Annotated in this window: 22 protein-coding genes and 1 tRNA gene; 14 read left to right on the top strand and 9 right to left on the bottom strand. The window is 43.3% G+C overall.

All coding sequences use genetic code 11. From position 1 onward, the window contains the following. Positions 1-97: 97 nt before the first annotated feature. From prmC to F6J99_RS07405, 4 genes are all read right to left on the bottom strand, one after another. On the bottom strand, positions 98-1,045 hold the full coding sequence (gene prmC, locus F6J99_RS07420; protein ID WP_293112371.1) for a peptide chain release factor N(5)-glutamine methyltransferase: 948 nt from the start codon (positions 1,043-1,045) through the stop codon (positions 98-100). Then, a complete protein-coding gene (locus tag F6J99_RS07415; protein ID WP_075898632.1) occupies positions 1,042-1,809 on the bottom strand; it encodes a Tic22 family protein in 768 nt (255 codons plus the stop codon). Before F6J99_RS07415 ends, prmC begins: the two co-directional genes overlap by 4 nt. A 312-nt stretch (positions 1,810-2,121) precedes the next feature. Continuing rightward, positions 2,122-2,195: transfer RNA gene (locus F6J99_RS07410), tRNA-Pro, on the bottom strand. Between the two features lie 63 nt (positions 2,196-2,258). Beyond that, positions 2,259-2,780, bottom strand: coding sequence for a GNAT family N-acetyltransferase (locus F6J99_RS07405; protein WP_070392308.1), 522 nt, complete (start codon positions 2,778-2,780; stop codon positions 2,259-2,261). A 452-nt stretch (positions 2,781-3,232) separates the two neighbouring features. Between F6J99_RS07405 and F6J99_RS07400 the strand changes: the two genes are divergently transcribed. The 3 genes from F6J99_RS07400 (at position 3,233) to F6J99_RS07390 (ending at position 5,667) form a co-directional block, all read left to right on the top strand. Then, on the top strand, positions 3,233-3,376 hold the full coding sequence (locus F6J99_RS07400; RefSeq protein ID WP_293112370.1) for a hypothetical protein: 144 nt from the start codon (positions 3,233-3,235) through the stop codon (positions 3,374-3,376). A gap of 435 nt (positions 3,377-3,811) precedes the next feature. Beyond that, the gene (locus tag F6J99_RS07395; protein WP_070392306.1) at positions 3,812-4,537 is read left to right on the top strand and encodes a hypothetical protein; all 726 of its coding nucleotides are present in this window, start codon (positions 3,812-3,814) and stop codon (positions 4,535-4,537) included. A 218-nt stretch (positions 4,538-4,755) separates the two neighbouring features. After that, entirely contained in the window at positions 4,756-5,667 is a 912-nt protein-coding gene (locus F6J99_RS07390; RefSeq protein WP_293112369.1) for an alpha/beta hydrolase, read from the top strand. A 74-nt stretch (positions 5,668-5,741) separates the two neighbouring features. Here F6J99_RS07390 and F6J99_RS07385 read toward each other — a convergent pair whose 3' ends face one another. Then, positions 5,742-5,864 (bottom strand): hypothetical protein, encoded by a 123-nt coding sequence (locus F6J99_RS07385; RefSeq protein ID WP_293112368.1) that lies wholly within the window; start codon positions 5,862-5,864, stop codon positions 5,742-5,744. 192 nt (positions 5,865-6,056) lie between these two features. Between F6J99_RS07385 and F6J99_RS07380 the strand changes: the two genes are divergently transcribed. The 4 genes from F6J99_RS07380 to F6J99_RS07365 all read left to right on the top strand — a co-directional run bounded on the left by F6J99_RS07380 (position 6,057) and on the right by F6J99_RS07365 (position 10,943). Further along, positions 6,057-7,055 (top strand): RnfABCDGE type electron transport complex subunit D, encoded by a 999-nt coding sequence (locus F6J99_RS07380; RefSeq protein WP_293112367.1) that lies wholly within the window; start codon positions 6,057-6,059, stop codon positions 7,053-7,055. A 40-nt stretch (positions 7,056-7,095) separates the two neighbouring features. Further along, positions 7,096-8,481 carry a DUF2330 domain-containing protein gene (locus F6J99_RS07375; RefSeq protein ID WP_293112366.1) on the top strand — a complete coding sequence of 462 codons (1,386 nt, stop codon included), beginning with the start codon at positions 7,096-7,098 and terminating at the stop codon, positions 8,479-8,481. Between the two features lie 1,000 nt (positions 8,482-9,481). Next, entirely contained in the window at positions 9,482-10,303 is an 822-nt protein-coding gene (locus F6J99_RS07370) for an MATE family efflux transporter (RefSeq protein WP_293112365.1), read from the top strand. 19 nt (positions 10,304-10,322) lie between these two features. Next, positions 10,323-10,943, top strand: a complete 621-nt coding sequence (locus F6J99_RS07365; RefSeq protein ID WP_365972819.1) for an MATE family efflux transporter — start codon at positions 10,323-10,325, stop codon at positions 10,941-10,943. Positions 10,944-10,952: 9 nt separating this feature from the next. On the opposite strand, the gene F6J99_RS07360 is transcribed toward F6J99_RS07365, so the two are convergent. Continuing rightward, on the bottom strand, positions 10,953-11,471 hold the full coding sequence (locus tag F6J99_RS07360) for a PLP-dependent transferase (protein WP_293112364.1): 519 nt from the start codon (positions 11,469-11,471) through the stop codon (positions 10,953-10,955). Between the two features lie 337 nt (positions 11,472-11,808). On the opposite strand from F6J99_RS07360, the gene F6J99_RS07355 reads away from it, so the two are divergent. The 6 genes from F6J99_RS07355 to F6J99_RS07330 all read left to right on the top strand — a co-directional run bounded on the left by F6J99_RS07355 (position 11,809) and on the right by F6J99_RS07330 (position 18,636). Beyond that, on the top strand, positions 11,809-12,051 hold the full coding sequence (locus tag F6J99_RS07355; RefSeq protein WP_293112363.1) for an element excision factor XisH family protein: 243 nt from the start codon (positions 11,809-11,811) through the stop codon (positions 12,049-12,051). A 248-nt stretch (positions 12,052-12,299) separates the two neighbouring features. Further along, the gene (locus F6J99_RS07350) at positions 12,300-13,514 is read left to right on the top strand and encodes a transposase (RefSeq protein ID WP_293112362.1); all 1,215 of its coding nucleotides are present in this window, start codon (positions 12,300-12,302) and stop codon (positions 13,512-13,514) included. Positions 13,515-13,745: 231 nt separating this feature from the next. Then, the gene (locus F6J99_RS07345) at positions 13,746-15,251 is read left to right on the top strand and encodes a hypothetical protein (RefSeq protein WP_293112361.1); all 1,506 of its coding nucleotides are present in this window, start codon (positions 13,746-13,748) and stop codon (positions 15,249-15,251) included. 281 nt (positions 15,252-15,532) lie between these two features. After that, positions 15,533-15,778 carry a photosystem I iron-sulfur center protein PsaC gene (psaC, locus tag F6J99_RS07340; RefSeq protein ID WP_006616272.1) on the top strand — a complete coding sequence of 82 codons (246 nt, stop codon included), beginning with the start codon at positions 15,533-15,535 and terminating at the stop codon, positions 15,776-15,778. 139 nt (positions 15,779-15,917) lie between these two features. After that, complete coding sequence (gene glmS / locus F6J99_RS07335) at positions 15,918-17,834, top strand: glutamine--fructose-6-phosphate transaminase (isomerizing) (RefSeq protein WP_293112360.1); 1,917 nt, start codon at positions 15,918-15,920, stop codon at positions 17,832-17,834. Between the two features lie 160 nt (positions 17,835-17,994). Then, positions 17,995-18,636 carry a Uma2 family endonuclease gene (locus tag F6J99_RS07330; RefSeq protein ID WP_293112359.1) on the top strand — a complete coding sequence of 214 codons (642 nt, stop codon included), beginning with the start codon at positions 17,995-17,997 and terminating at the stop codon, positions 18,634-18,636. An 86-nt stretch (positions 18,637-18,722) separates the two neighbouring features. Here F6J99_RS07330 and F6J99_RS07325 read toward each other — a convergent pair whose 3' ends face one another. The 3 genes from F6J99_RS07325 to F6J99_RS07315 all read right to left on the bottom strand — a co-directional run bounded on the left by F6J99_RS07325 (position 18,723) and on the right by F6J99_RS07315 (position 22,669). Next, the gene (locus F6J99_RS07325) at positions 18,723-19,358 is read right to left on the bottom strand and encodes a pentapeptide repeat-containing protein (RefSeq protein WP_293112379.1); all 636 of its coding nucleotides are present in this window, start codon (positions 19,356-19,358) and stop codon (positions 18,723-18,725) included. A 290-nt stretch (positions 19,359-19,648) separates the two neighbouring features. Then, a complete protein-coding gene (locus tag F6J99_RS07320) occupies positions 19,649-21,001 on the bottom strand; it encodes a DICT sensory domain-containing protein (RefSeq protein ID WP_293112358.1) in 1,353 nt (450 codons plus the stop codon). A gap of 84 nt (positions 21,002-21,085) precedes the next feature. Next, positions 21,086-22,669 carry a photosystem II high light acclimation radical SAM protein gene (locus F6J99_RS07315; RefSeq protein ID WP_293112357.1) on the bottom strand — a complete coding sequence of 528 codons (1,584 nt, stop codon included), beginning with the start codon at positions 22,667-22,669 and terminating at the stop codon, positions 21,086-21,088. A 601-nt stretch (positions 22,670-23,270) separates the two neighbouring features. On the opposite strand from F6J99_RS07315, the gene F6J99_RS07310 reads away from it, so the two are divergent. Further along, the gene (locus tag F6J99_RS07310; protein ID WP_293112356.1) at positions 23,271-23,657 is read left to right on the top strand and encodes a DUF1830 domain-containing protein; all 387 of its coding nucleotides are present in this window, start codon (positions 23,271-23,273) and stop codon (positions 23,655-23,657) included. Positions 23,658-23,876: the final 219 nt, after the last annotated feature.

The following is a 23,876-nucleotide window of genomic DNA, read 5'->3' as shown; positions in this document are numbered from 1 at the left end:
ACCAGCACACTAAAAAGTAGAAGCGATAACGTCAAAGGTAAACCTTAGCTGAAATTATCCAAAGCTTTTTACCTATTGGCATCCATGCATACCTTGTTTATACTTCATACTTCCTATAAGCTAGAGCAAAGCGGTCAATACCTGCTAAATCAGGAAATATCTGAATCTGAGAGTAACTGCCCTGGTTTTGCAGTAGTTGAACAACCTTGTCCGCTTGTCCTGCCATCATTTCAATTAACCAAACACCGCCGGGGCGCAGATAATCCCCAGATATTTCAATCAGCTGTCGGATACAGTCTAGACCATCCCTGCCGCCGTCGAGGGCAATATGGGGTTCATGGTAGTAGATTTCTGGTTGTAGCTGTTTGAGGGAGTTACTAGGTATATAAGGTGGGTTTGCCACGATACCACTGAACTGACCTTTTAAGGCTTCTAGAGGTGAATACCAAGAACCATGGTAGAACTTTATTTTTTCTGCCATGCCCAACTGTTGAGCATTAAGTTGAGCAATGGCAAGGGCTTCTTCAGTGCAATCAACGGCATGAATTGTCCCATGGGGAAATACCTCTGCCAGTCCACAAGCGATCGCTCCACTACCAGTCCCCAAATCCGCCCAGTGTCCTGATGATAAGTCAGGTTTAGAGCTCATCGCTACAGCATTGACCGCCAGATCAATCAGGGATTCAGTTTCTGGACGGGGAATTAGGACAGCTGGGGAAACTCTCAAGGAGAAATGACGCCAAGGAGCAACCTCAGCTAGGTATTGAACTGGGCATCGCTGATCGATACGCCTTTGCCACAGTTGGGTAAGTACAGGTAGAGGTTGGGAAAGTTGAATAGTTGAGTTTTCAGCGACTTTCCCTGATAATGCACACTTTTGCCATGACTCCAAGCGTAGCACTAATGGGTCAAGCTCAGCTACCTCCTTTAGCAACCAGTCCACTTCAGCTGTAGAGACACCTGCCTCAGCTGCAGACTTGCAAGCATCTTGACGCCACTGCCAGAGTTCTTTTCCCGAGACCATCCACCGCTGATCCATAATCATTGATTTGGACGTTGGAGTTGATTTTGGGACAGACCTTGCAAAAATTTCAGGGATTCCTGGGATGGCACTAGTACGATTTTCTCTAGTTGCTGATCGTTCCTCTCCTGTAAGGTTTTAATAACGCCCTCTAGAGGCACTACCTCTATCTTAACCTGGGAGTTAGGGTCTTGCTGCTTATAGCGATTCACTATACTCTGCAATTGCTCTTTGTTAAAAAAGAACGGAATTGATGAGACCCCATTTTGTTGAATAGTGAGGTATCCGCTGTTGCTAGCTTCTTTGGCAACAAACAGCGGTACGCCCTGAAATGGCTTTTTTTCTTGACCATTTTGGTTCCAGATCGCTTGTGCCTGCTTTACCTGCTGTTGGTTTGGTATGTAGGCAAAATTTAAACCATTGGGAACAGTGCGATTCTTTTGATTTTGCTCATGAACTTCCCCCAAAGATACAGGAACTACTTGTACCTTCTTACCTAGCTCAGGATTCTCCTGCTTTAAACGCTGTACAAACGCATTAGCATCTTCTTGGCTAATAAACACACCTGCCACTGAGGTAGTCTTCTTTTGATCTTGCTGATCTGGAATGGAGGCTACTAGTGGCGAACCTTTACTATCAGTAACTGCAAATACAGGTACAGCTTTCAACTTTTCTCTTACCTGCTCTTCGGTCAGAGCCAGTGCCGCTAAATTTTCCACACTCACTGAGCCTAGTAAGGCACTCGCTACTAAACTTAATGTTGTGCCCCAACGGAACAATGATTTCATAGAAATTACCTCGAATTTTAACGAAGAAGAGCCTGTTACAACTAGAATACCCTGCTCACTGAGAGATCTGAACGCACCTCACTAACCTCTAGTAGAGGCAGATATTCAAATCAAACTTGATCGATCATAGCTTGAGCTGGCTTGTTAACTTAGCTGATCAGTGGCGTTTAATCCCCCTGTAGCTAACTCTTATCAAGTTTGACTGTATCAAGTTTGACTGTATCTGACTGTATCAAGTTCCACTGAGTTTACCCTAGTGTCTTGACTGATTTTATGATTTACTTATGGACTTATTGACTTATGAATTTAAAATCGGGATGACAGGATTTGAACCTGCGACATCCTGCTCCCAAAGCAGGCGCGCTACCAAGCTGCGCTACATCCCGGATGCTACTTCTAAGTAGTATAACCAGTATAACTCACTTTTGGCGCTTTGTGTGTACTCGAGATTAATCTGGATACCAGAACATGCCTTTAATACCTTCTGGGTCAGGCATAAATCCCATTTTACGGTAAAAACTTACCACTTGAGGATCGGCAAATAAGGTGATATTGCTAATATCCTGGCTGCGCAATTTTTTGATCATATATCTCATCAAAGCTTTGCCCAGTCCCTTGGTTTGGAAATCTGGATGAACCACTACATCCCAGATTGTCGCATTGAAAGCATGATCAGAAGTGGCACGGGCAAAGCCAATTAAGCGCCTCGTGTTACCTCGCTGGTACCACATAGAAGTAACCAAAAAGCTATGCTGAATGGCTTTCCTAACTTTGCGCAGAGGACGGCGAGACCAACCAACAGCATCACAAAGTTCTTCCAATTCGTACAGGTCAATTTCTCGTGTTGTACTGAAAAATACCCGTGAGGTACCGTCGGTGCGATATTTTACACCTTCTACGGTATCTCCTTCAGGTCGTGTTTGAGGCAAAGCAGTGTCAGAACTGCTAAAAAAGCTTTTCCAAAAACCCATGCAGGTGTGACAGTGGCGTTATCATAATTGTGAGCTACTTGAACTGGTAATGGTCTTCTTTCCCTGACGGCTCAGACGTTCTGGGTCTCGGTCAACCAGAGCCAGACTTAAATGTTTGTTTCAAAAAACAGAAAGTGATCTTTGATCTATTGGTTTTATTCCACCAGGAAAACTATCATACCCGACCTACCTTGATCTGAAACTAATTCTTTGTGCAAATGATAATACCACAATTAAGCCTCCTATTAAGCCTCCTATATAAATTATTATCCTAGCATTCCCATCGGTCGCGCTCTTTGAAGTCGCTTGGATAAGATGCTCGCGTCGGAGGGGGCACAGCTGTTTGCTGCCCTTGCGCGAATCTAAATCAACAACCGATGCAGTGGCCTGACGGGGGTTTCCATGGGGCAAACAGCGGTGCGTTCACGTAGTTTCTCCAAAGGAGAATAGTGGTGTTCCGCACACAGACCCAAAACCACTCGCGCTTTGCATCAACAGGCGGGCACCGTCACGGGAATTTAATTCTTAATGGTAAGAGCGCACCTAACCAGGAAAGTCGGCAAGCTACCGAAGGTGGGGAAGTTGGGGAAGATTAGTTAGACTAGGCTAATCAGCAGAATTGGTGAGAAATGAATCAGATCCACGCTTGTTGTTGCCTCGGGGGACGCGCGAGAGTTTTGAGCAAGACAAAAGCCTCAAACCCAGACGAAACCCTTGGAAATACACCAAATAGCCAAAAAGGGCTCAAACCCAGATATATCAATAAATCAAGCCAATCAATGTTAAACTCTATCTATATATAGATTTAAGGCTCTTTTATCAGTATTTTTGTAAGTCCCTCTACAAGCTTACCGGGTTGTGTTAACTCAAAAAGCTTAGGTGCGCTCTTACCATTAACAATTAAATTCCCGTGGCGGTGCGCCCCTCCAAGGCCGGGTTACCCGACCTTGGGTAGCACCTTGAGGCAAAGCCCGACGCGGGGCGCGAACGGGCGCCTTTTGATAAACAAGAATAGCCACCTACCCCTATCGATGACTGTGGGTTGGAAATCATCCCAACAAGAAATCCTGAAACGCTTCAACCGAGCGTTTCCTAAGTTCTATGAGCAGTTTGTTAGTAGTGAGATCCAACTGCACAACCTCAGACTTGCTTACCGACTCTATAAAACCCAACATGCTGTAATTGAGATCAAACCGGAAGGCTCAAAAAGTGTCCTGCACTTTGCTTACCGGAATGAGTCTTTTCTGCTCAGTGACATTTTTGGCGTTCTGACTGCCTATGGACTGACTATCCACAGTCTCAGTCTTTATGGTCAAATTAGTCCACCAATGCTGGTGTTTATGAAACTAGTGGTGTCTCGTAACCGGAAAGCGCTGACCCACAAAACCTCAGAAAATGTCTGCCGTGCCCTGAGAGAGGCTTTGGCAGGGCGCTTTGAGGTGGAACAAATGCTGGCAGTGGAATTTAATCTCGATGCTGGCTTGAAGCAGGTAGAAACAGAATTTTATGTAGACCCAGTGTTTCATCTACCAGCGCTGTTAATTGAGGCAAATAACCAACCTGGATTATTTTACAAAGTTATGTACGCCATCTGGCAAGAGGATTTACTGGTGGTCAATGCCAACTTGCTGGTGTGGCGGGGACGAACCCGGCTGATTCTTTACCTACTAGGCCCTAACGGAAACTTGATTCCCGATTATTTAGGTCAAAAAATTGCTGAAAGTATTCGGCGGCGATTACTAGGTCAAGTGTTTTAGTGATCATTGGGTGACAAGCACAGGACTTATGCCGCAAACCCAGTTTCTTAAAATAATTACAACGATTTCAGCCTTTGATTTATAACCAGAAACCGGGTTTTAAGGCTCTTGGTGCCTAAGTCCGTCATCCTGCCTACTTTTCAAGTAAGGACAAACAAGATGTGATTAAAATCACTGACCAATTTCCTATCCTGTTAATTCTTCGATAAGATCAAGGTATGGCAAGCATTAACATCCTAGGAGTCTCCCATACTTACGAATTAACACCTCCTACCCAATCATCCTGCCCTGTTCTGGTTTTCATCCACGGCTGGCTGTTAAGCCGTAGCTATTGGCAACCTCTAATTTATAGGTTGTCACAGCAGTATCAGTGTCTGATCTATGACCTGCGGGGATTCGGTGAATCCCAGTCCCAAATTCATAACACTCAAAGCTCAACATCTAAGCGGGACTCGGAATCACCATTTCCTGAGACTGCTGTTTCATCCACTGACCGCTATAGCTTAGCTGCCTATGCTGAGGACTTGGGCATCCTGTTAGAAAAACTGGGAATCGAACAAGCTTGGTTAGTTGGTCATTCCCTAGGGGGTAGCATTGCTCTATGGGGTGCCTATTTGCTGCCTCAGAGGATTCAAGGGGTAATCTGTCTTAATGCTGGTGGTGGAATTTATCTTAAAGAAGAATTTGAGCGCTTTCGGCTGGCTGGTGAGCAGTTGGTAAAACGCCGTCCCCGTTGGTTGTGTTATGTGCCTTTACTCGATTTACTGTTTACCCGGGCTCAGGTAGCGCATCCTATTTCCCGGAAATGGGGACGTCAACGGGTTATTGATTTTGTTACTGCTAACCCGGAAGCTGCACTGAGGACGTTACTAGATTCTACTACAGAAGCCGAGGTGCATCGCTTACCTCAGGTTGTTTCCCGACTAAAACAACCTGTTTATTTCATTGCTGGTAGTCAGGATAAGGTAATGGAACCGAAATATGTGCGTCATCTGGCTAGTTTTCACAGTCTCTTTCAATCCTGTGGGGACAATGTGATTGAAATTGCTGAATGTGGACATATGGCGATGGTGGAGAAACCAGAAACTATTGATGATAAAATTCGTCAAATTTTGGCTAATTACAGTTAATTACAATGGGCAATGTTCTGGCCATATACCGGACATTTGCTTAATGTATAACCCTTAGAATTCTCCATTGATTATTAATGGAATAATTGAGTGAAGTGGGTAATCGGTAATGAGTAATCGGTAACTGACCACTGATAACTGACCCGACTATACTTGAGATCATACTCAATTAACCAATCAAAAACAGTAGCTAGCATTTGTCAAGGTATTTGTAAAGGGCTTTGGAAAGTATGGTGCGATCGCTTCCTTACCCTGGTATTAGTAGTAGGGAAAAATTTGCTAATCGCTCTTGCATTAGTCTCGGTAGAGTTACCGTCTTATGTTGTGTTAAACCTGATCCATACAGAGCGCCCTGATTACTTTAACAGTCGGATCAGAATGGGTAGATAATGTGGCAACAAGACCCCCGAAACAATCAAATTCTGTTTCTCTCCATCTTCCTAGTCTTGGGCATCAGCACTCGGGACTGGACACTAAGACCAGACTTGATTCTAGTTGTAATCGTCAGCTGCCTACTAACTCAGTGCTTAGCAGCATTTCTTTGGTCAAACCCCAAACACAGATCACTAATCAAAAACTCTGGGGACCTTGGCCGATCTTTCTTTGGCCTTCCTTTGGGGTTTAATCCCAAACCCGATTTTAAAACTATCCTTGAATGGTGCAAAATTCAAACCTTAGAAACAAGTCTTAATCTGCTGAGAAAACCACAAAATTTATCCCAGCATAATGATGCTAGTTTTTCGAGTTCTCCCCAATCCCCTTCCCTAAAAAGTGCTATGATTACAGCCTTAAGCTTGAGTCTGCTGCTGCGAGCTGATAACTATAGTACTATGGTTTTAGCTGGCTCCCTAGGAATTTTGAGTAAATTTATTTTCCAAGTTGAGGGCAAGCATTTTTTTAATCCAGCCAATTTTGGCATTATTGCTGTTCTTATCCTAACCAATGATGCTTGGGTTTCTCCCGGACAGTGGGGGGATGATGGTTGGTATGGTCTATTATTTGCGGGCACTGGGAGTATGGTGTTAAAACGGGTAGGACGATGGGATACAACGGCAGCGTTTTTGGGTGCTTATGCCGTTTTAGAAGGGATTAGAAATCTCTGGCTTGGCTGGAGTTGGGATGTATTTTGCCATCGGTTGATGAGTGGGTCTTTGTTACTGTTTGCCCTATTTATGCTAACCGACCCTCGCTCAATCCCCAATGCAGCGATTAGTCGATTGCTCTGGGCAGTGTGTATTGCGTTACTAACTTTTATATTGCGCAATCAATTCTTCATGCCTACTGCTATTTTCTGGGCGTTGTTTGCCCTATCCCCTTTGAGCGTACTTTTAGATTTTATCTGGTCATCTACGAGATTTTCCTGGCATGATAGTGACTCTGTTGAATGACGTTTATTAACTTAAGTTAAAGACAAAAAAATAAATAATAATGAAAATTATTCGGGTTATAAGTACTATTTTGATAACGGTTTTATTGAGTTTAGGCTTGGCTCAAAAAGCCTGGGGTTTTTGTGGTTTTTATGTCGCCAAAGCTGATAGTAAACTATATAACCAGACCTCTCAAGTGATAATTGCTCGGGATGGCGATCGCACTGTTTTAACCATGGCAAATGACTATCAAGGGGATGTTAAAGACTTTGCCATGGTTGTCCCAGTTCCTGTAGTGCTTCAGCGAGAACAGGTGAATGTAGGTGACCCTAAAATTATTGAACGCCTCGATCAGTTTAGTGCACCTCGACTAGTAGAATATTTTGACCCAAACCCCTGTGCCGATAACCGAAGGTATCTCGAAAGTGCGCCAGCAGACCTAGGTCGTCCAGGTGGCACAAGGGGACCGGATGCTTATGATCGTAGTTTAGGTGTCACGGTAGAGGAGCGCTTCTCAGTTGGAGAATATAACATTCTTATCCTAAGTGCTAGGGACTCTAGAGGTTTAGAAACCTGGCTCAGACGCAACGGTTACAAAATTCCACGGGGAGCAAATCGGCTATTGCGACCCTACATCCGCCAGAATATGAAATTTTTCGTTGCCAAAGTGAATCTCGACGAATTTGACCCCAATGTGAATCTGCACGAATTTGACCCCAATGTGAATCTGGAAGAATTTGACAAAACTGCCTACCAACGGTTGCGACCCCTCCAGATGGCTTACGAGTCTCCCCGATTTATGCTGCCCATTCGCTTAGGGATGATGAATGCTACGGGTGAGCAAGACCTGATTGTCTATGTGTTATCACCCCGAGGTCAGGCTGAAATTACAAACTACCGCACGGTGAAGATTCCTTCTAATACTGAAATTCCAGTATTCGTCAAAGCAGAGTTTGGTGATTTCTACACTGCTATGTTCCAAACTGCTTACGAGGGTGAAGGGAAAAAAGTAGCTTTTCTTGAATATGCTTGGGATATGGCTAGTTGTGATCCATGTTCAGCTAACCCCCTCAATTGGGAAGAGCTCCGGAAATCAGGTGTCTTTTGGCTAAACTCAGGAAGATCTAATAATGTTTCACGAAGATCTAATAATGTTTATATCACTCGCCTCCATGTTCGCTATACCCGTGATACCTTCCCAGAAGATTTGATGTTCCAGGAAACTTCCAATCGTGAATTGTTTCAGGGACGATATATCCTTCGTCATCCATTTACTGGAAAGATGAGCTGTAGCGCAGGAGTTGACTATCAACAATCCTTAAATCGACGATTGCAACAAGAAGCTCAAACTTTAGCTGAGTTGACTGGATGGGATATTGATGAAATCCGCAATAAAATCGATTTTCCTGATGTTAAGCCTACTCCTTGGTGGAGACATCTTTGGTAAACTATAGAAATCGTTACTTGTTACTTGTGACTTGGTTACTTGTTTTACTTGTTATTTCTTACTTGCTGGGAGGGCGACAAGTCGCCTATAAAGTAAACTGGATCAGGGAAGCAGCTCTCATCCCTTTAAGATAATCGAGCCGTTTGTGAGCATAAAAACATAGCAATTATTGAACCACCTCCTGGAATATCCAATTGAATCCAAGCATTTTTTAGCATGTAAACTAATATAAAAACCGTGGATTTTGAGGACAAGTATTCCCCAGCAGCAAGTCATATAAAATGATTATAAAAAAAACATTAAATTATTTATTATAAAAAAAGTTAATCAATTAATTTATGCCCATATAGACGCTAATTAAATCGATATATTATCAGACAATATTGATGGTAATTACTATCATAGTATTGATGCCATCAGCTGTATAAGTTCCAAAGTTATTGTCGTTGAATATAATGCAAAGTTCACACCACCCATTTTATATAGTCTGGACTATTATGTCACAAAAAAATGTAAAACAACTCTATATTTGTTGGGAATTTAAACTAACTTTGTTGAGGTTAATTTATAGTAAAAAAGGTATTATTGTCTGAACTGTAAATTATCGTGTATTAATACATTTTTGATTATCAAAGATTTGCTTATTTATCAATTTTTGGCTCCGTTAACGGCTGAAAATCATTATGAACCTCCCAGGTATTATCTGTCGGGATATTTTGCGGGTCATCCTGCCAGCTATCAAACGTTAGCAAAATCTCTGACCATGTGCTCTATTTTAAATTCGCTGAACGTCAGCACCCCGCTCTAAAGAGACGGGACTTCTAGCCTTCCTTTTTAGGTAGCTGACCAGCTATCATAATCGTTCTTGATCTGAGTTGTATTTCTATCCTGTGTTTCATAGAAAGTGGAATTTTTTAAATCCCATAATTTTTTTAAAATTAAGCGGAAGTTTTGTTAACGTTTACTCTTAAAAATACCAATAAAGTTGATAGTTGAGCCGATGAAACTTGCCCGCTTAAACTCAGACAGTCTTCTACCCCGCTTCTACAGGCTTGCGGTCATTAATACCCTCTCCAATATCATGATTCCCTTATCGGGCTTGGTCAGCGTTGCTTTCCTGGGACATCTGACAGAAATTCGTCACTTAGCAGGAGTTGCAGTCGCAACGGTTTTGTTTACCTATCTTTACCGACTTTTACACTTCTTGCGGATGGGAACAACCGGAGCGACGGCTCAAGCTGTAGCCAAAGATGACCGCGAAGCCATGTTATTAGTAGGTTTACGCAATGGATTGATAGCGTTGGTACTGGGTGTATTAATTGTTATTTTACAATATCCTATCGAGAAAATTTGGTTTCTTATACTCGATGCTCCTGATGAAGTTAAATCTTCTGGTATTGCTTATTTTAATGCCCGTATTTGGGGTGCTCCCGCAGTGGCACTTAACTTAGTCCTGATCGGTTGGTTATTAGGAAAAGAGATGAGTGGTAAGGTGCTAGTGATAACAATCTTTGGCAATTTAGGCAATATTATCTTTGATTACTTTTCTATTATTCAATGGCATTGGGGCAGTATGGGAGCCGGTTTTTCTGCTTGTTTGAGTCAATACTTAACCTTATTCATGGGAATCTTCTTTGTCAGTCAGGATGTTCGATTCCAAGAAATTCAGCAGTTAAGTCATTCCATTTGGCAGCGTTCAGGATTTCAAACCGTTTTTGCTGTTAATCGAGATACTTTTATAGCGCTACGCGCAAGGCAAGAGGCAAGAGGCAAAAGGCAAAAGTTTACTACAAAAGCTTTTCAGCTTGTATTAATGTCCTAACCTTAATGCGTAGTGCTATATTAAGATTTTAAGCAATCGAGCTAGCCTTGTTATTTTTACCAATATCAGTGCGGAAATGGGAACGCAGATTTTATCAGCAAATGCCTTAATGATCGAAGTGTTTTTGTTTACGATATCTTTTATTGAGGGTTTTGGATTAGCCGCAGAAAGCCTAACAGGAAATTTTGTAGGTCAGGGCAAACGCGATCGCTTACCTTCTTTAGTTGGAGTTACAGTAGGAACGGGAGTTTTATTTGCCCTAATTTTTTCTGGTATTTCCATCGGGTTTACTCATACTGTATTTGGAATTTTAACTAATCAGATGGAAATCATTAATGAAATCAAAATCTATGTTTTTTGGTTACTTCCACTTCTTGTTTTTAATGCTATTGCTTTTAGGTTCGATGGATACTTTATTGGTTTGAACAATACAGCCGTGATTCGCAATTCTGCTCTACTCGGTTTCTTTTTTGGATTTATCCCGCTCAGTGTTTTAGCTTGGTTTCATCAAGATAACCATATTTTATGGTTGTCTCTGGTGATTTTGATGATTGTCCGAACCCTCTATATTAATGTTCTATTTATCAAAGAAATGCTAGGGATCCGGCAAAATAATCCTCTCTATAATCTTAAATCCTGACGAGATATTCTAATGTACTTCCGTAGCAATATATCGAGCAAGACTACAATCGATATCATCAATAATACTATCGACTGGATCATTAAAGCCGATGGAAAGTCGAATCAGACTATCTGTAATATTTAATGATTTTCTATCCTCCTCGGATAAATAGTAGTAGGTAAAGGGAGCAAGCTGTTCGATATAGGTTTCCGCTGAACCAAAATTAGAAGCAATATATGGGATTTTCAGATTGTCAATCAATTCTGATGTCTCACGTTTTGAAAGTTTGAGTTCAAAGGTCACAACACCGCCATATCCATTAGTAAAATATTTCTTAGAGAGTTCTCGATGAGGATGAGAATCTAACCCCAAATAATATACCTTTGAAACTAAAGGATGTGTATTTAAAAACTCAGTCAGTTTTTGACCTGAAGCATTGAGAGACTCCATTCTCAACTTAAACGTTTTCAAGTGTTGACCCAATGTAAAAACATCGCGAGGACTAGGAATCAGGGCAAACGCATCTAAATTTTTTTGACAAATCACTCTTTATATGCAGATCTGCTCTATTGGCATTCCCCGTGGCCTAGAATGGTAACGAGCTTATTATTTACAATAATTCAATTTCCTTAATACTNGAATAGGGAATAGGGAACAGGCAATAGGCAATAGGCAATAGGCAATAGGCAATAGGCAATAGGCAATAGGCAATAGGTAAACAATCATGTTTACCTCATTAGGAGAGAAAGCGCTATAGTAAAAATCTGCCGGTTTGTGTAACGTTTTCTTTCAAGATTCAAAATTTATGCTTGTGACCAATGCCTAAAGCGTAATCAAGCTACCATAGAGATAGCCTTGAGCATCCCAAGAATGAGCTACTTTAATGGCAAAGGATATCTACCACGAAACGGTGAAAACGGCTCTGATCAAAGACGGATGGATGATTACTAACGATCCCCTAGCATTAGCTGTTGGAGAGCGAACCGTTTACGTAGATATGGGATCGGAGAAACTTTTTGCAGCAGAAAAAGGTCGGCGACGTATTGCAGTTGAGGTAAAAAGTTTTATAAAAATCCCCCAAGCCGAAAACCCCGTGTCTTTAGACCGGGGCTTGAAATTACCGTAAGGATAGGCTCGCCTTTATGGTTGGCAGGCTATGCAGAAAAAGGTTAAAACTTGAGGCGCGACCCCGTAATTTAATTCTTCACGCGGAAAGCGCGCCTCCATTGATTAAGGCGACCCTATCCTAAGGTTTTGCCTCCGGGATGAAGGCTCACAGCGGCTTGACGCGCCGTCAGAAAAATATTTTTTAAAAATCATGAATTTTATTATGAATGTTGTAGAATAAAACCATAGCAGTTAAGGTCGAAGCTGGTGATTATTTTAGAGTTCAAAGCTAAAGGCAAAAAACATCAATATGCGGCAATAGATGAGGCTATCCGGACAGTTCAATTCATTCGTAATAGCTGTCTCAGATATTGGATGGAAAACAAAGGGGTTAACAAGTTTGACCTGAATAAATACAGTGCTGTCCTAGCCAAAAAATTTCCTTTTGCAAACGCATTGAACTCTACGGCTCGCCAGTCTAGTGCTGAAAGAGCATGGTCATCAATCGCCCGTTTCTACGAAAACTGCAAGAAGAAAGTGCCTGTAAAGAAAGGTTTTCCTAAATTCCATAAAACTTGTCGCTCAGTAGAGTATAAGCAATCGGGATGGAAATTGTCCCCTAACAAAAAGTCAATCATTTTTAGCGACAAAAAATGTATTGGCAAACTTAAGCTCAAAGGTACCTGGGACTTGTGGCGTTTTGAAAAAAAACAAATAAAAAGGGTTAGAATAGTCCGTCGAGCAGATGGTTATTACGTTCAGTTCTGTGTCTCTGTTGATGTAATAGAAGAAGTGGAACCGACTGGAACAGCTATCGGTTTGGATGTTGGACTAAAGGATTTCTATACGGATTCCATTGGAAAAACAGAACCCAATCCCAGATTCTACAGAACAGGAGAACAACGCTTAAAGTTCTATCAACGCCGGGTTGATCGGAAGAAAAAAGGCTCAACCAACCGTAGAAAAGCCATTAATAAATTAGGAAGGCAGCACCTCAGAATAAGTAGGCAGCGTGAAGAACATGCCAAGAGACTGGCACGTTGCGTAATCCGGTCTAACGACCTGGTCGCTTACGTTCGCGCAGCGTGCCGAAGGCAAGATTTGAGGGTCAGAAATTTAGTCAAAAATCATTGCCTTGCTAAGTCTATTAATGACGCAGGTTGGTATCAGTTCCGAAAATGGATGGAACATTTTGGCTCTAAATTTGGAAAGGTGACTATTGCAGTTAATCCTGCTTACACCAGCCAAAAATGTTCTGAGTGCGGCGAGGTCGTGAAAAAATCTCTATCAACTAGAACCCATTCTTGTAAGTGTGGATGCCAGTTAGATAGAGACTATAATGCCGCTATCAATATCCTTAAGAGAGCCTTGAGTACGGTGGGGCACACCGGAACTTGGGTCATTTACCCGAACGCTTACGGAGAATTGTCCTCTACTCTTCCTGGTTCCGACCTGGTCGAGCAAGACAACTCGTTGAAGTAAGAATCCCCGCGTCTAATGACCGGGGAGTGTCAAGCATTATTCTTGGGTTAGTAAGTAGTAAGGTAATGTCAACCATCTGCGCCCAAACTTAAGTCAATACCAAGCCATCGGCACTTTCAAGAGTCTGCATCTTGACCCAAAGTTGCCCCTCAAGACTAAAATCATCTTGAGGAATTGACTTTTTGGCTCCTTGCCCCAATGGTGAAATTGTGAACCCCTTGATGAAGAGCAATGAGTGAATCTGAAAACCCCAATAACCTTCCCCTTGCTGAGTCTACTACCGAAATGGATAACCAGGATACTAAGAAGCCAGATCAGCAGCAGACCGACCATAACCCAAAAATGCTCAGCTTCGCACCAGTACCTGATGATTTCACCATAGTATCTGATGATATAGATCATCTTATTGAACAGTCAATACTAGAACAGACTATAGAATCACTCCTTACCACCATGGCATCATCAGTTACAGAAACGGATACTGATGGCACTGATGATACTGATAGTACTGATGATAGTGATAACACTGAGATAGCTAATGTTTCTGAGGAACAGTTAACCAAGGATGGTGAATGGTTTGCCTTAGCTCAAAAACTGCGCTTGGACAATCATCGCTTACAGCAGCAAGTGACTCAGCTGCAGCAAGCACTCCAGGAAAAACAGCAGGAGTTAAACGGACAAGCTAAGCAATTGCGAGAGTACGACAAACTCCTGTCCACAAAAGATCTGGAACTGAATACAGTTCAAGACCAATTAACCCGTTTGTTCCACACTCTAGAATCATCCCATCAATCCGGTCAACGCCAGCAAATTTTGGTTGAAACCTTATCAGAACAGTTACAAAGCTCTCAGGATCAAGTTGCCAGACTCGAACAGGACTATTCCCAAACCCAGCAGCGCTACAACGAACAATCTCACCAGCTGGTGCAATTGAAAGATACCTGTCGAGAACTTAGAACCCGTCTATACCGACAACAACAGCAAACCTTGCAATTTAAGGTAGCCTTAGAAAAGTGTCTGGAAATGCCTGCCTCTGAGAGTTCTGTAGTACAACAGCAAGAGAGTCGCAGCATCATTGCTCAGCAATCTCTACTACAAAAAGCCCAGCCAATTAGACCCTGGTCTGCCGACCCAGAGTTATTTGCAGAAGAATTTATTTTTAACAGTACTGGTAATTCTCCTGCCCAGTCTCAATCTAGCACAGAACCATCATCGGTTGACAGCAGCCAACCTAACCAAATTGATCCGATATCCCCAGCAGATGCTTTAGCATCAGGTGAAACTCAGGGAATCTCCCCTGAAAATGTGACAGCCAAAGAATTAGAAGTAGCACAACAGTTAATTGAACAAATGTCTGCCCTGGCAGAGGAATTTGGGTTGTCCGAGTTGCCATCAGAGTGGGCTGATACCAAAGTCGATGGCAGATCAGAACTAGAAACCACACTCTTAACCACTAACTTAGATGAATCTGACCAAACCGTTGAATTGACTAGTGACCCTGAGGAAACCAGTAGGTCAGAGGATACTCAAACCTTGGAGCCTGAAGCCAATCCATCGAGTCAGGAATTTCCAGAAGATATCATAGAGGCTGAGTCACAGTCAAATCAAACCAATGAGGTATTTCCGTCTCACGGTCAGTCCCCATCACCAGTACTCTATCCCCTACGTCCCTCCAAAGGGCGCAAATCCTTAGCGTCTATTGAATTACCAAGGTTTCCCCGTTATCGTTCTTCCTGAGGTTGACCCATAGATTAGGTTCGATGACACAACAGTTTCACATACTAATATATTAAAGAATTTAAAGTTCTGTAACCTCTGGCGTAAGACTATCAAAACCCTGCGGTAAACTAGCCCTTGATCCTTAAAATTCCCTGTCGTTTGCCTGAAACGCCGACAATACGAACCTAGGCAAAGATAATCCTGGTGGAATCATCGGGATTATCCCCAATTTTCCCAAGGAGACAGGTAAGCGGTTTTTCCGCAATGTCCGATAAAAAAATGTAGGAGTTCTTAAATCAATGTCTCATAGCGTTAAAATTTACGATACCTGTATTGGTTGCACCCAATGTGTTCGGGCTTGCCCTCTAGATGTATTGGAGATGGTTCCCTGGGATGGCTGTAAAGCTGGTCAGATTGCCTCTTCTCCTCGTACAGAAGACTGTATTGGTTGCAAGCGGTGCGAAACTGCTTGTCCTACTGACTTCTTGAGCGTCCGGGTTTACCTGGGAGCTGAAACAACTCGTAGCATGGGCTTGGCTTACTAAGCATTAACCTAGCAATCTATCCGATGTTGACGGTTGACTGTTGATGGTCAACCGTTGACGGTCAACCGTCAACACAGGACACTCCACTCTTAGCATGGCTATAGTTTGAGTATTATGCTTACTTACTAAACTCAACACTATGTGTGGAATTGTCGGCTATATCGGTCCGCAAATCGCTACAGAAATTTTAATGGCAGGATTAGAGAAACTCGAATATCGAGGCTATGATTCTGCTGGGATTGCTACAGTCTCGGAAGGTGAGGTTCATTGTGTACGTGCTAAGGGAAAATTGCACAATTTGCGGGAAAAACTGGTACAAATCGAAAACCAGGCGCGGATTGGCATTGGACACACCCGCTGGGCAACCCATGGTAAACCGGAAGAGTATAATGCTCACCCCCACATGGACATGGCAATGCGGGTGGCAGTGGTACAAAATGGCATTGTTGAAAACTACCGGGAATTGCGGGAGGAATTGATCCAGCAGGGACATGAATTCCGCTCCGATACCGATACAGAAGTTATTCCCCATCTAATTGCTGAGTGTTTACAGCAAAATTCTGATTCTTCCTCTTCCTTCTTCTCTCCTTTCTTAGAAGCAGTGCGGCAAACCGTGAATCGATTAGAGGGAGCTTTTGCCCTAGCTATCCTTTGTGCTGACTATCCTGATGAATTGATTGGAGTGCGGCAACAGGCTCCTCTGATTATTGGGTTTGGTCAAGGGGAATTTTTCTTTGGCTCAGATACCCCAGCATTGTTACCCCATACCAGGGCCGTCTTGAACTTAGACAATGGGGAAATCGCACGGTTAACTCCCCTAGGGGCAGAAGTTTACGACTTTGAGGGTCGTCGCTTGAATAAGTTCCCCCGTACCCTCAGTTGGAACCCCTTTCAAGTGGAAAAGCAGGGATTCCGACACTTTATGCTTAAGGAAATTTATGAGCAACCAGGGGTAGTGCGCAACTGTTTCGAGCGGTATCTCAATAGTAATTGGCATGCTAATCCTACACAGACAGAGGCAGACCTGGCTAATTCCCCAGTTCAGTTAGGCATACCGGAGTCACTGTACGAGGATGTAGAACAGATTCAGATTCTGGCGTGTGGGACCAGTTGGCACGCTAGTTTGGTGGGTAAATATTTGTTGGAGCAGTTGGCAGGAATTCCTACCATGGTGCAGTATGCATCTGAGTTTCGTTATGCACCAGGTCCGTTAACTAAGAATACCCTAACTATTGGGGTAACTCAGTCTGGGGAAACTGCTGATACCTTAGCAGCACTGGAGATGGAAAAACACCGTCGTAGTGGATTAGACCCTCTGTATCAGCCCCGACTCCTGGGAATTACGAATCGACCGGAAAGTTCTTTGGCTCAGTTGGTGCCTGATGTGATTGATACCCAGGCAGGGATTGAAATTGGGGTGGCGGCTACTAAAACCTTTGTGACCCAGTTAGTGGCCTTTTATTGTCTAGCGCTAGATTTAGCCTATCGACGTCATACTCTCGCCCCTGAAAAAATTCAAGCAATTATGGCAGACTTGCGGCAATTGCCGACTCAGATTGAGCAGGTCCTGGAAAGTCAAGAAAAGTATATTCAAGAATTAGCCCATGAGTTTGCGGAAACCCAAGACTTTATCTTTGTAGGACGGGGGATTAATTTTCCGATTGCTTTAGAAGGGGCGCTGAAACTTAAAGAAATTAGTTATATTCATGCTGAAGGCTACCCAGCTGGGGAAATGAAGCATGGTCCGATTGCTCTGCTGGATGCTAAGGTGCCTGTGGTTGCGATCGCAATGCCTGGTACTGTCTATGAGAAGGTAATTTCTAATGCTCAGGAAGCTAAAGCTCGGGATGCTCGGTTGATTGGGGTGACACCGAGCAATGGCAAAGAGGCGATCGATATCTTTGATGATTTGTTACCTGTACCAGAGGTGGAGGAGTTGCTTTCACCAATTCTAGCGGTGATTCCATTGCAGTTGTTAGCGTATCACATTGCTGCAAGGCGAGGGTTGGATGTGGATCAGCCCAGGAATTTGGCAAAGTCGGTGACTGTGGAATAGATTTTTTGTTGATTGTGGAACGGTGTTGCTTAAACCCAGGGACTAGTTAGGATTTGTAAATGCGATCGCATTTTGTGTAGGCATTTTGCGATCGCATTCCGTCCCTCAAATTAATCCAATTAGGACTTACCCATCAAGTCGGTAAACTTGAGGAAAAACCATGACCGTTACTATACCCATCAAAGCTATCCAACTCACACCCGGTAGTGCTATTACTATAGATAACCTTAAATGGCAAGACTTTGAAACAATTCTTGACGAACTTGGGGAAAAGCGACGAGTGCGGCTGACCTACTATCAAGGAAATTTAGAAATCATGTCCCCCCTTGCCATTCACGAAAGACCCCACCGGATTATTGCCGATATTGTTAAAGCCATATTAAACCTACAGGGGCGCGACTGGGAAGACTTTGGTTCAACTACCTTTAAACGTCCTGAAATTGCTGGTGTTGAACCGGATACCTGTCTTTATATTCAGAATGCTCCTCAAATGCGAGGCTGTACTCACATTGACTTAGACATTTATCCACCCCCAGACTTAGCTATAGAATCTGATGTTACTTCAAAAACAACTCTTGAGGTTTATGCAGCTATTGGTGTTCCTGAAGTATGGATTTATAGCAAACAACAACTTAAAATTTACATCATCAAAGATGGAAATTATCAAGAAACGTCGCTCAGTCCAACCTTTCCCAATTTATCCTTAACTACACAGATTCCTCAACTCGTAGAACAGGCAATTAATCAAGGAACAAGCCGAATGTTACGGGAATTAAAAAGTCAATTTTTTCAATCCAAATAACTCTTACTTCTTGCTAAGCAATTCCATCACATACCTCCCCAGCTGCCATCCTTTATATCCGTATATCCGTTACCCACTATTGCCAATCATCCCTCAGGTACACAAGTCCCCACTAAACAAGCTCGATCCAAATTAACACCACTCAAAGAAGCTCCATCCATCTCAGCACAAAGCAAATTCGCCCCACTGAGATTACTACCAGATAGATTAGCTCCACGGAGATCAGCCTCTTCCAGATTTGCTTCACTTAAGGTTGCCCCTTGTAAATCCGCCTGAGACAAATCGGCTCCCTTCAAATTCGCACTATTAAGATTAGCTCCTCGCAAATCTGCCCCTCGCAAATCCACTCCTTGCAAATTCACCCCCATCAAATTGGCACCACTTAAAAAAGCACCGGTAAAGCAAGCTTGACTCAACTTAGCCCCCATCAAATTAGCGCCTCGGAGATTACCACCCCGCAAATCCGCACTACTCAAATCCGCCTGCATCAAGTTAGCACCAAGCAAATTCGCCCGTAAGTCAGCAGATTCCAGTTTGGCACCAATTAAGTTAGCACCATCGAGACGAGCACCATTTAAATTACAGCCAGAGAAATTTACTCCCACAAGTGTTGCACCAGCAAGATTAATTTTTTCCAATTGGCTACCGGAAAGATCCTCATCTTCCAAATCTGCTCCTGGCAGTTGCTTTACTTTCCCCGCCCGAATTGCTTCAATCTCCATCAACCAGATAACCTTGAACTGTTCATCCTTCAACCTACCCTACACCGGATCCCTGGGCAAGAACAACCTTTAACTGTTCAACCTTTGCCAAAAGGTTACGCAATCGCGTTCAACCCTCTAAGCTTAAACTGTTCAACCTTGGCCAAAAGGCCACGCAACCTTGATAACCTTGGCCTTTGGCCACGCGTGCGCGAACAACCTTGATAACCTTGGCCTTTGGCCACGCGTGCGCGAACAACCTTGATAACCTTGGCCTTTGGCCACGCGTGCGCGAACAACCTTGATAACCTTCATCCTTCAACCGTTACTCTTTCCTCAGATAAGGAATCAAGCAACCACATCCCTGAAGCAATTTTAGGCTGATTAGCTTGCAAACTCATACCCTGCTGCATTCCCATCACTATTAGTCCCAAGGTTTCCACCAGTTTAGGGTCAAACGCTTCCCCTGACAATTCCTGACAGCTTCTTAGGGCAATAGACAGAGCATCCTCCTCAGATTCATGGGTATTGAGTTGCTGCTGAAAATAAGCGATCAGCCTCAAAATCCTTGATTCCAAGGGAATGTTATCGTAAGCTAAGCCATCCGGTTGTCCTGAACCATCCCAGGATTCGGTTTGATGGGTAATAATGTTAGCGACAGCCTGCAATCGAGGCATAATCCGTAACACCGATCCCCTCGGAAGAGATTCCTGCTTCTCGATCACGTCTTTCTGAGCAGCTGACTTAGGGGGTAGTTCTATCTTGACCCCCTGCAAGGGGGATAGACGGTGCAACAGTGCTGCCAGACTTAAACGTTTCAGTTGCCATGCTGGTAAATCCAGCAACTGCCCGATAGTCTCACACAAGGTTTTTACCTCAGCGCCAGCGTTGGGATTGACAGCATCCGCTTGGTCAATTAGCTGCGCCATACGCAAGAAAGCTTGCATTTCATTAGAAACCAGGTTATCGTCTAACACCTGAACATGGCTCGGGGAGGTATGGGACGGTAACTCTTGTTGACCTTTCTGAAGATAGTTCACGACCCGATTCACCACTGCCCCAATATAGTCTCGTGGCTTGGTGCTGTCGATCATCTGTTGAAGTTGTGTAGTTAAGCTGGCTTGCAAGTCTGGGTTATAGTTACCTATGTGAGCGATCGCAAACTCCACGGTCTCCCTTACCAAGTCTGGCTCAAATGTCCAGAATCCGTAGAATTTGCGCTCTCGGTCCTGCTCTGGCAGTCCTTGAGTTCCATAATCCGACTCAGATAATTCTTGACATAACACCATTGCTGTGTATGTCTGGGAAATAATAATCAAGTGCCACTCTTGAGCTACAGGATCGGAGGACTCTAAACTAACTAGGGCAACATTCGACCGCTGACTGGTGGGATGTTCAGCAAAGCCAGCATCCGGTGCGGCTAGGATTACCACCTGAGATGATTTTACCGCTATATCACCATAGCGTTCAGCTTCCTCTAGATACCATTGGCCCCGCTGGAATGCCGTAATCATTAGTGGAGCACTGTCCGACTCTAGGATAAAGTCTTCTAGGGCATGGCACAGCGATACTAAGGTATTTTTGTAATAAACTCCAAAGCTTAACGGTTTTTTGGTGCCGCGATGGGCTTGTTCTAGTTTTTGTAATATCGAACCTGAGCGCATGGTTACTAAAAAAATGTTAATTAAATTTTGTTATTTAAATTTTGTTATTTAAATTTGTTAATTAAATTTTGCCATTTCAGCTTTCTATTTACTTAAACTGACCGGTTGTTTTTCTTGGTGTTTATTTGCTACTATTGGGGCAGTGAGGGCTGCTTCTAATGGAGCCAATCCTAGTCTTTTTTCAAGGATTTTCATTACTTCACGGCCAAAATCATTAGAATTTTGCCGCCAAGCTTCTAGACAAACTTCACCAAAGAAAGACCCTAGGGGTTCGGGATTCCATAGGAGTTTCTTGGCTGTCCAGGGCATCAAACTCATAGGATCATAGTCCCGGTTGAGGATAGTTTTGTCAAAGGCGTACTGTTCTAAATGGGTATGGGGTTGTAGACCAATGAAGAAAATGGCTGGTTCGACTTTATCCCTACCAAATATTTGCTCTAGTTCCCGGTGATAGGCAATAGTCTGACGAATGGTATCAAAGGTTTCATCGATCACATTGAAAGAATAGTTGACGGAAACTAGGTCATTGAAGCCAGCTGCTTTTAAATCACGACAGTTTTGCAGTACGGTGCGTAGGTTATAGCCCATGCGCATTTTCCGCACCAGTTCCTGAGAACCACTGGTAATTCCGATTTCAAAGTAATTCATCCCGGTTTTTACCATCAGGTCGCATAATTCTGGGGTGAGATTGTCTGCCCGAATGTATGCTGCCCAGTTAATGTCGCTCATGCCAGCATCAAGGATTTTCTGCAACAGTTCAACGGCATCATCAATGAATTTTTTGGCAGGAATGAACTGAGCATCAGTGAACCAGAACTTCCGGATACCTCGGTCATAAAGTTGGCGCATTTCTGCCACCACTTCATCTGCCGGGTTAATCCGTACCTGTTTGCCTTCTACAACCGTATATATACAGTAGCAGCAGTTATGGGGACACCCACGCTTGGTTTGAACTCCAATGTAAAAGTCGTTTTCTTGGAAGTAATAATCAAAGCTGGGCCAGATGCTTTGAATATAGTCGTAGTTGCAAGCAATTTTTGCAATGGGAGTGGGAGACTCATGGATCATGCGATCGCGTGGCTTGGTTTCCCCTACCACATAACACCGCTGATCATCGAAGTCCTGACCCCAGAGAAGTTTCGTGAGTAAGGTTTCCCCTTCTCCAATGGAAACGATGGTTCCAGTTGGCAGTTTATTTTCCAACTGCTCATAGAATACACTAACTGCTCCACCCCCCACAATCAGGCGAGCGTCTGGGTTATATCGTTTAGCCCGTTTGAGTCCTTGTTTGATTAACCCCAAGTTACCCCACAGTTCCCCATAGTAAGACGCTGCTAAACGCAGACCCCCCAGCGCTCCCCGTAATTTCACCAAGGGATTGCCAGCATAGTAAAACTCAAAGGCATTTTGGAGCGGGTTACCACCCCTACCACCCACTGGAGCATAGATTTGAATGTCGCGCCAGGAAAATACCAACATGGTTGGTTTAAACTGGTCTATCTCAGTATCCAAGGCGCTGCCAAAGTCTAGGGGAGGTACAGTTCCCAAGTCAAAAATGCGCTGTTCTACATCCGGGAACTGTTTATGAACATGGTCAGCTAAATAAACCACCCCGATCGGAAAGATTGGATTACAAGGAAGGCGAACGTATAGTATTTTCTGTGCCATTGGTAACTGTTTATAGTAATTATTTTTTGTTATTATAAGTTATTTTTATCAGGAAGCTTAGTTTGGGTTATTCTTGACCAATTCCGTTCGCTTAGCTTGGCCGTTCGCTTAGCGTGGCCGAAAGGCCAAAAGGCCAATTAAGCTCAATATTTCACGCCAGATCTATACTCAGAGTTATAGACAGATTTATCTACCGCCGTTTTCTCTACTTTGAGACTACGGCGGGCAGAACCTACCAAGGGTGGGCAACAATTATGAAATTGGTGTTTACATATCTTTACTTTACCAAAATTAGGGATTTACCTCAACCTTATGGTATTTTTGTGTATAGGGATCAAAAATCAGCATAAAGTCATCTAATAGCGTAAAGTACTATAATAGGCTTTATAGAGTGAGCTTTAGAGCTGAGTTATGCTGAATATCGCAAAAAAAAGCAAATAATCCTAAATAATAGCAATAATTAGCATACTGGCGCAGTTTTGTCGGTGAGCGGCTGAGTTGGACTTCAATGATTAGTAGCCGTGTTTACAACTCGCCGGGATCATAAATGCTACCTTGGTGTTTGTAATAAATTAATCTTTAGAGAATAAATACAGCCGTTATGACACAAATTTTTGATCCTGTTCCTTCAGATAGCCAGGATTCACTTCTGTGCTGCTATGTGAATGCCACTAGCCAGATCCAGATTGCTAGAATAACTAATATACCTAACTGGTACTTTGAAAGAGTTGTTTTCCCAGGGCAGCGCTTAGTTTTTGAAGCACCGCCACAGGCTCTTCTAGAAATACATACAGGGATGATGGCAAGTTCTATTCTCTCAGATACCATCCCTTGTGACCGCTTATTGGTTAGCCAAAGTGGTAATGCTTATGGCTATGCTGTTTCCGCCGAATCAGCCAAACCTGCGGATATCAAACCACATCCAGAAACAGTTGATAGTCCAAGAGTGTTAGCTGAAAAATTGCCTAGGCTGGTTAGCGCGGTTTAGCTGTCCGGCAAAATTCATCCCACACCTAATGCTGCGCATTAGGTGTGGGATGAATTTTGCACAGGGTATGCATGGAATTGCTATAATATATTTACTGGTAAACAAAGCCGTTCGCGTAGCGTGGCCAAAGGCCTTAAATGCTGGTTTGTCAGCAAAACACTCTTAAAAAAAAGACCAAGAAAACAGAGCGGCAGCGATGCAGCGCGGTCTTGGGGGTTT

This window comes from Moorena sp. SIO4G3, from assembly GCF_010692305.1.
Taxonomy (GTDB): domain Bacteria; phylum Cyanobacteriota; class Cyanobacteriia; order Cyanobacteriales; family Coleofasciculaceae; genus Moorena; species Moorena producens_A.
Note: the sequence above shows the minus strand (reverse complement) of the source record. Positions and strands in the feature narration are given on the sequence as shown.